Here is an 8,001-nt window from a genome sequence, read left to right as displayed (position 1 = left end):
GGAACCACGATGCCGGCCTCTCCCTGCCCACCGAAGTCTGACCGTAGCCCCTACCGCGCGAGCGGTTTAGTCCGCCGACATAGAAACGGACGCTGGAACGAGTCAGACGTCGCTTAATACACGATCGGCAACCGTCAGGGGTGGAGGTTCGTATCGGTTGGACCACCTCGCAATTCGAGCGGAGACATCAACGGGCGGGATACCCGAACAGTTTTAATAATGTTGGCTACGGAGCCGGTGTTTCAGCTAAATTGGCTTGATCGACAAGCGTACGCATCAAAGGCCATCCCCAGCCACATAGCAGGAAGGTAAGAATGCCAAAAATTCGGTCTACTTTCCGTTTATCTAGGATGCGGCGTAGAATGTCATCCTTTCGAGCCCCGAAACGCCTACGGCGGCCAAGAGAAGTCTTGGCTACACGTCCTGCCTCTCTGACTCGGGTAGAGCCGTCAGCGACCGGTGTCGAGCAACATTCTGCTTGGATTAGGGCGATCGCGTCGGCCCTAGCCGTGACTCTTTCACTCTGGGTCGTTTCCTACGTGACGGGCGTACCCGATTTCGGGCGGGCCACTCGCGATCTCAATTTCGGAGTCGACCTTGATCCAACCAGTGCACACGACGGCTATCTAGTCAACGCTATCGAGAAGGGAGAGATATTCGTCACCGTTAGTCTTGATACTCAAGTTATGGCGAAGGCACCTGCCCCTTTTGGGGAGCTACTTCGGCTTGTAGAAAGTAGAGAACCGTCCGCAATAGAGGAGGGTCAAGCTAAACTGACATTGCAGTTTTGGCGTGACCGCAAGTTGCACCCGGTTGAAGTGCTGCCAAATAACGATCACAAGATTGAATTGTTAGTTGTCTCTGATCGAGAAATTCAGCCCGCCGACGAGGGAAACGTCTCGATAAAGCCTGTTTCCGTGGAGGGACTGAAAAGTTTCAAAATCTTCAATCGATTCAGTTTCGGGCACCCGTATCTTGTCACCGTCACGGATGGCTTCTATCTCGGGCCTCTGCTACAAAAAACCCTTTCATATGATATCAATTTAAGGTTTGCGTCGCCGTTAAATGGACAGAACGGCCTTGCGCAGTTTGAATGGCATCAAGCATTCCGTGTAATGCACTCCCCGACAGCGACCTTTGGAGCTGTAAACCGTGTCAACTTCTTGAGTCGAATTGACGATGTGCGGACCTTAACCGGCGCCGCCGCGGATGTTGAGCCCGCTGTCAGGACATACGGAAGATTGACAGAGGTCTCGGAAGTTACCGCAGACACCGAAGCGTCAGGTTTCGAGCCTTTAGAGGTCACCGTCCGTGGCACTGACACTGGTCGGAAAGATCTTGTCGACTTCGTCGTTTTCGGAATGGCCGCCGTATTTGGTGCAGCGGCGTCAGTCCTTTTTGAAAGCGCCTTGAGCGCCCTAACTAAAAGTCGCTCAAGGCGATGATCGGGTGCTCCCCCGTTATGTACGACCGCCCTCCGCGCGCGGGAACGCGTGTCGCCCCCTTTGCGATTCGCGCAAACTCGTCGGGCGTCAAACTGGAGGTTAACCGGGATGATGCGTTCGCTCGGGGCCGAATCAAGAGCGCTTGCTGGAATAAAGGCGCCGCGAGAACTGGCAGATGAGCAGTTGGGCCGCGGCTATGACATCGACCCTTCATCCGCAGCCAAGCTGGCGGATATTAACCAAAGCTATTTCGAAACAGACCCGATGGTCGTCACTTTGATCGGGGGAATGTTGGTAGCGACCTTGAGCTTCTCCGAGAGCTCCTGTGCCTGAGAGTCTTTCATGATCGTTTGCAAAGCCTTGGTGTGCTTGCCACGCAGCCAAAGTTGAATGAGATGCGTCCACGGATGTTCGACAACGGCCGGCCCGGAAAGAGGAAGTGGAATCTGTCTTTTCTGCGCAAAATCGGCAATATAAATCCGCAGGTCGATCAGAGCCTGATTCAACGCTTCGTTCAGAATGAAATTTTCGTCCAGCGTCACTGACGAATCGGCGAAGGACTTCGCGTCGAACGCGATTCCGTGCGCAACAAGAGGGTGATCCTTCTCGGGAAGGATCAGAAATGCCTCACCGCCTGGCGACTCGTTGTCCAGCCATGCCGTAGTAATGATAACTGCGGCCTCGCCGAGTGGCAGAACCTCTGCATCGAACACTTTGAACGTCGCCATGCGTTTCCTCTCCGTCAGAAGGTTTGGGTGAAAGAATGATACAGGTGAGCTGCAGTTGGAGGTGACCTACACAGAGAATGCCCCCGGCGGGCACCCAAATTCCTCCGGGGATGGGCACTTCAAATTCCTCCACCCCGCGCCCCCGGTTGAGTAGCCGGTAGCGACATAGCAGGACGTTTAATTTCTTCTCCTTCAGGCATGAAGGAGACCGAGAGGTGAACGTCTTGAAGCAGCATCTCCAAGCCACGATATTCACGCTGCTCGAACGCGGGGCAAGTCAGCGCAAGATCCACGAGGTCACGAGGATCGACCGCAAGACGATCCGTCGCTATCAGTCGATCTTTGAATCGCAGCGAGTCTCGGACGAGGCAAATTCCTCCGCCCCCGCGCCCATCGGCATGGCGGAGCCGGTGGGCGCGCAAACTCCTCCACTTTCGCGCCCGCCGGCTTCCCGGATCGTCGCGCCGGTCAAACCGTTCAATTTCGCCCGTTCCGCCAGCGAACCCCATCGCGAGTGGATTGAGCAGCAGATACGCTTGAAGCGCAATGCCCAAGCGATTTACCAGGATCTGGTCGACCAGTTCGGCTTTACTGCGAGCTACGACAGCGTCAAGCGCTTTGTGCGCGCCCTCCGGCACGTCGATCCCGAGCAGTTTGACCGCCTTGAGTTTGCTCCGGCTGAGGAAGCTCAAGTCGATTATGGTGAGGGCGCGCCGACGCGTGATCCGAGGACGGGCCGGTATCGGCGCCCGCGCTTGTTCGTCATGACGCTACGCTATTCGCGGCGCAGCTTCCGGCAAGTGGTCTGGAAGTCCAGCAAGCAGGTTTGGGCACAACTACACGAGGACGCCTTCCGGTACTTCGGTGGCAGCGTGAGTTACGTCGTCCTCGATAACCTCCGGGAAGGTGTCATCACCCCCGATCTATATGAGCCGGAGCTCAACCGGCTCTATGCGGCGATGCTTGAGCATTACGGCGTCGTCGCCGACCCTGCCCGCGTACGCGACCCGAATCGAAAGGGCACCGTAGAGAATGCGATCCAACATACGCAGAACACCGCGCTCACCGGCCGGCGTTTCGAATCACTCGAAGCTCAGAACCAATTCCTGATGCATTGGGAGGAGAACTGGGCAGCCCGGCGCATCCACGGCAGAGCGCGGCGGCAGGTCGAAGCGATGTTCCAAGAGGAGAAGCCGCATCTGCGGCCGCTGCCTGCGACCGCGTTCCGCTCCTTCACCGAAGTCGTACGCACCGTCTGGGACGACACCACAGTAAGTGTCGAACGCAGCAATTATGCGGCGCGGCCGGCGCCCATCGGCAGCCTCGTCAGCGTGCGTATCTACGACACCACGATCGAGATCCGCGACCGTCGCACTCAGGAGCTGCTGCGCACCCATCCACGCCACACGCAGCCCGGTTCACTCGAACTGCCCGAGAGCGAGCGACCGTTCATCCGTCGCGCCAGACGAGCCTGGCGCTCGCCAGCGCCGGTGACATCGGCCCACGGACTAAGGCACTTTGCCAGCATCTGTTCGACGCCGAAGGACGCGTCGGACATCGCGGCATGTGGGGCATCGTCGCGCTGGCGAAGAAGTATCCCGCCTGGCTCGTCGAGCAGGCCTGCGACCACGCGCTGCGTCATCACCTGTATCGCTACCGGCAGGTGCGCGCCGTTCTCGAACGGCTGTTCGAGCAAGCACTTGAGCGCGTTGATCGCGCGCCGCAACTCGCTTTGCCACTCACCCAGGAGCACCCGTTGATCCGGCCCGCAACCGAATACAGCGAGCTCTTCGACGCCGGGGCGCAGCACAGCGCCACATCTCGATCCTCAACGACGGGAGAAACCGTATGACCACCACGTTACCGGACATCGAACGCGCACTGAGGCTATTGCGCCTGTCGGGCGTACGCGACACGCTCGAAACACGCGTGCTGCAGGCCCAAGGGAGCCAGCAACCATTTCTGGAGACCTTCGCGCTGATTCTGCAGGACGAACTCGACCGGCGACAGTCGCGCCTCATCGAGCGTCGCTACCAGCAATCGGGTCTCGATGAGAGGCTTACCCTGACGGAATTGGACTGGTCGTTCAATCCAAAGCTGCCTCGCCAAGCTTGCTTCCAGCTACACGCACTGAAGTTCATCGCCGCTGGCGAAAACGGCTTAATTGTCGGCAAGCCTGGCACCGGCAAGTCGCACGTGGCGAAGGCCGTTGCATATCAAGCCGTCCTCCACGGGCACAAGGTGCAGTATCTCGAGACCGATGACTTCTTCAACCGTTATGCGCTAAGTGCGCAGGAGCAACGGCAGGCGCGGCTGCGCGCCATTCTCGATTGCGACCTGCTCGTGCTCGACGACCTGTTCCTCTCACGTACGATCCCCGACGACGCAGGCGCACTATTGCAGACCCTAATCCATCAGCGCTACAAGTTGCGTCGAAGCGTGGTCGTCACTTCCAATCGTGTCGTGCAGGACTGGGGGGCCTACCTTGGCGACAACACGATGAGCACCACGATCCTTGACCGTCTTATGCATCATTGCCACCTCCTCGAATTTAACGGTCGCAGCTACAGGCTCAAGGAAGCTGCTGAGGCGCTTGCACAGAGAACGAAAGAAGGCTAAAACTCGACCACGTCCTGCGTCACGGGGTGGGGGAATTTGGGCGCCCATAAGTGGAGGAATTTGAACTGCCCGTCCGGGAGAATGCTGCTGCCGGAAAATTGAACGCGGAGCGAAACTCCAGTTTGCCAGTTAGATCCGGCCATTCCGTTTTCCGGAACAAAGACTCAAGCGGCGGCCCGGTTGGTCGACCGCTTCCCTTATTGCGTAATGGCGGTTACATCATGGACTGTGGGCGGTCGGATCCATCAGGCGAACGTCCCTTCTTGGCCGAGAGCGTCAGCTCGATGAACGGTCTCCGGAGCGGACGTTTAAGTCGTCCACGCGAGCCTGTAGGCAATGCGTCCGAACGCGAACAAACGGCCAGGAACGGCCGTTGGTCGGTTGGTCGTTCCAGTCACACAGCTATTCAGGCGGTCGTTCCGCTCGAAGGGGATCGGCACAATAGTCAAGGTCTGCGCCAATCCCACCGCAATAACTAATTCTCTGATTGTTGCGTGTCGGGCCCGGCGGAGCATGTCCTATCAGCAATGTATGAAAGGCAAAGGACGATGTCCCTGACTACCTGCCTGTACGTTTCCCGGTCCTGTGAATGATCGAGCCATGCGAAAGTATCACTCTGATCTTTGAACTTGAGGTAGTCCGTTGGAAACTTAAGAGCTTCGTCGAACTTGGACGCGTACTGCCGCTTGACCGATTTGAATCGAGCGTATTTCTCGTTCGTCGTGGTATGGGCAAGAATCGAGAACAATCCGACTTCCGCTAACTTGAAGTATGTGGCGAGGCGGAGCTTCTCGGTACTCACCCGCAAAAAGTACCAAGTCTTGTGATCCGGTATGCCGACGTATTCGCTCAGTCCGTCCACATCGTGGAGTCCGTTCAGCATCGACTCGTCGATGAGGTCTGCGACGTTTTGGAGATTCGATAGCTCTAGGAGCTGAGGGAGCTGCTCGAGAACACGGGCGATGATGGATGCCCCAGTGTCTTCGATGTTTTCTGGTGTCAGCTCAATCTCATTGGCCAGTTGCCATTGGAGTGTAACTAATTGGGTCCTGTTTTTATGCATATCTAAGATATTTTGCGCGTTCTCATAGAACGCCGCGGCAGCCTCCCGGCGGAGGCGGCCAACCTTGAGCAAGTCTTCATCATGGCCACGCAGCGTGTCTGCGTGAAAACTAAGCTCTTCCGGTGTAAAAATTCCCAGGTCGCGAATCGAGTCGAGCACTTCCGACGAAAGTCCCGTGGGAAAAACAGGGAAAAAGCAGGACGAAACGTCTTGCCATTCGTCTGCCTGGCAAGCCGCATAAAGATGCAATGGCAACACGCGATGATCGGCAAGGTGGCTGAGCGGGAGGTTTGCGGACCGATAGGCATGCGCTATAAGACGCGAACAGAACTGAGTAGTGTCGGTCTCGCTGGGAGTCGTGAAATAGGAGAGGAAGCTGTACTTCGTCGCAAAATAGCGATGCGCGGCCTTTACGATAACCTTGGCCTGACTCGGGTCCAGGCTCCTCCGCCGATACACCTTGAATGTTGAGTCCGCGGGTGTGCACGCTTCAACCACGTCCTGCAGGACGTCGATCACCACCTTTTTCCCATCGGCATGGATGATGAGACCGCCGCCCAGTCCGAGCATGACGTGAGAGTAGTCGCGAACATGCCTCGTCGCGCTCTTCAGTGGCGACACTCTTTCGCCCTCGCGCGCACCACTCAATATGCGTTGCCCTTTGACGTTCAGATAGCGTTTAATTTTTTCGTGGGCCCGTCCCGTGCGCGGGTGGACGAAAATGAGATCACCCGCCCGGACGGCTCCCAATCCGATACCGCTACTCTGTGTATCTGACGCAAAAAAGTGGTGCATGGCATCGCCTCATCGGATTGACCAAGGGGAGAATGCTCCATCTCTCTCACGCGTAGAGTGAAGTTTAAGATACCTCTGGTCGCGCCATGCCGCAACAGCCTCCGTTAACGAGCCGTTTGGCCCGGTCCGATTGCGTCGGGCGCCGCAAACGGTCCCTTGGCCGCGTGGCGAGCGTCCACGCCGAAAGCGGGTACGGCTCAGCAGTCCTTTACCTATCGACGCTCGTCAAGCGGCTACACGACAATATCGCTTTGCTTGAGTTGGTCCATGTGAGCCTGACACTTGCCGCAGTAAAGTTCTAATCACGGATGTTGACCGCCTTCATTTCGCTGGCGTCGATAGCAACGGTAGCGCCATCAACCGACGGCAGAGCAACACGAGCTCGCAGCACACGTTGCGGATCGCAACCCCGTGATCCTTCCGAAGTCAGGCATAAGTCGGTCTGTCAGCCGTGTAAGTTCCAGATTCCGGCGTGTTTCCCGCTCAAGGCAGCGACTCGGTTGAATTTAATCGAAGTGCAGTAAATGTAAAGCTCGGGAAATCTCGATGTGAGCTATGCGGTTCTGCCCTCATAGAGGGCATGGCCCGCTCGAAGCCAAGAAGGTCTTTTAACTCAATAGCAGTCGGACCCACTCGCAATCGGCAAGTTGTCGTAGGTTTTCCCTAGTTCCGGCTTATAGAAGGCAGAAAATAGCCCTCGGAAGCTTGCATGGCTCGCACTGTGAGACTTCGAACAACGTCTACTGTGTCTAGGTGGTTGAGTCATCAGCCATTTTCGCGAGCACGTCATTAAGAGTGTCAAGCAGAGGTTGGGAGCGGAGCACCCAGTTTAGGCGTTGCTCGTCAAGCGCCATCAAAGCCTGAAGTTGATTGAATGCTTGCTCTGCCACAGCCTTACCCAGAACTGAACGAAGGGGCAATAATTCGCGTTCTGCCATGGACGAGTACCGTGCCGTGCGCGTATAAATTGCGTCTTTCGAATCTACACTCAACCAATCCATTCCGTTCCGAATAAGTAGTCCATAATTATACAACTCGATTACCAGTTTCACAGTTATGGGACGTCCCTCTAAGCCCTGCGCAAACACTTCGTTACACTGATCCCAAAAGTTCATTGCGAGCTCATTTCGATCGCGTGCAAGCTGTGTCAGCTCTTCGACGGCCACGCTCAGTTGACTTCGGTGTTGGGCAATTCGCTGCGGTTTGTCGAGTCCACTAAGTACGTTCGGGTGTTCGTTTGTTGCATCTATATAGTACGCACGCCACTGGTCGACTGGACTTGCCCCCGCATAACCGGACACCCGGTCACGCTTAGGTTGGAGAAACTGCTTGCCGACGAAACTCACGAGGC

5 protein-coding genes and 2 pseudogenes are annotated in these 8,001 nt (G+C 56.7%); 3 read left to right on the top strand and 4 right to left on the bottom strand.

Annotated features, from left to right (window positions below):
* Positions 1 to 509 precede the first annotated feature (509 nt).
* Positions 510 to 1,445, top strand: a complete 936-nt coding sequence (locus AWB72_RS28125; RefSeq protein ID WP_143754726.1) for a Rossmann-fold NAD(P)-binding domain-containing protein — start codon at positions 510 to 512, stop codon at positions 1,443 to 1,445.
* A gap of 245 nt (positions 1,446 to 1,690) precedes the next feature.
* Here the strand turns inward: AWB72_RS28125 and AWB72_RS28120 are convergent, their stop codons facing one another.
* Positions 1,691 to 2,173, bottom strand: a complete 483-nt coding sequence (locus AWB72_RS28120; RefSeq protein ID WP_087129186.1) for a hypothetical protein — start codon at positions 2,171 to 2,173, stop codon at positions 1,691 to 1,693.
* A 215-nt stretch (positions 2,174 to 2,388) separates the two neighbouring features.
* On the opposite strand from AWB72_RS28120, the pseudogene istA reads away from it, so the two are divergent.
* Positions 2,389 to 4,025: pseudogene (istA, locus tag AWB72_RS28115) on the top strand (IS21 family transposase).
* Positions 4,022 to 4,792: an IS21-like element helper ATPase IstB gene (istB, locus tag AWB72_RS28110; protein ID WP_087129185.1), complete on the top strand. Its 771-nt coding sequence runs from the start codon at positions 4,022 to 4,024 to the stop codon at positions 4,790 to 4,792. Before istA ends, istB begins: the two are co-directional and overlap by 4 nt.
* 475 nt (positions 4,793 to 5,267) lie before the next feature.
* Here the strand turns inward: istB and AWB72_RS28105 are convergent, their stop codons facing one another.
* From AWB72_RS28105 to AWB72_RS29045, 3 genes and pseudogenes are all read right to left on the bottom strand, one after another.
* Positions 5,268 to 6,650 carry a C40 family peptidase gene (locus tag AWB72_RS28105; RefSeq protein WP_087129183.1) on the bottom strand — a complete coding sequence of 461 codons (1,383 nt, stop codon included), beginning with the start codon at positions 6,648 to 6,650 and terminating at the stop codon, positions 5,268 to 5,270.
* A 301-nt stretch (positions 6,651 to 6,951) separates the two neighbouring features.
* Positions 6,952 to 7,156, bottom strand: a pseudogene (locus tag AWB72_RS29605) (transposase); the annotation flags it as partial.
* A gap of 243 nt (positions 7,157 to 7,399) precedes the next feature.
* A partial coding sequence (locus tag AWB72_RS29045; RefSeq protein WP_159459425.1) for a hypothetical protein occupies positions 7,400 to 8,001 on the bottom strand: 602 nt, incomplete at its 5' end.

It is taken from the genome of Caballeronia concitans (genome assembly GCF_001544615.1).
Classification (GTDB): Bacteria; Pseudomonadota; Gammaproteobacteria; order Burkholderiales; family Burkholderiaceae; genus Caballeronia; species Caballeronia concitans.
This window is presented reverse-complemented; position numbering and strand designations above follow the sequence as displayed.

Excerpts from the sequence above, each read along its gene's own strand:
- AWB72_RS28120 (WP_087129186.1), bottom strand. The coding sequence starts at position 2,173 with ATGGCGACGTTCAAAGTGTTCGATGCAGAGGTTCTGCCACTCGGCGAG.
- istB (WP_087129185.1), top strand. The coding sequence starts at position 4,022 with ATGACCACCACGTTACCGGACATCGAACGCGCACTGAGGCTATTGCGC.
- AWB72_RS28105 (WP_087129183.1), bottom strand. The coding sequence starts at position 6,650 with ATGCACCACTTTTTTGCGTCAGATACACAGAGTAGCGGTATCGGATTG.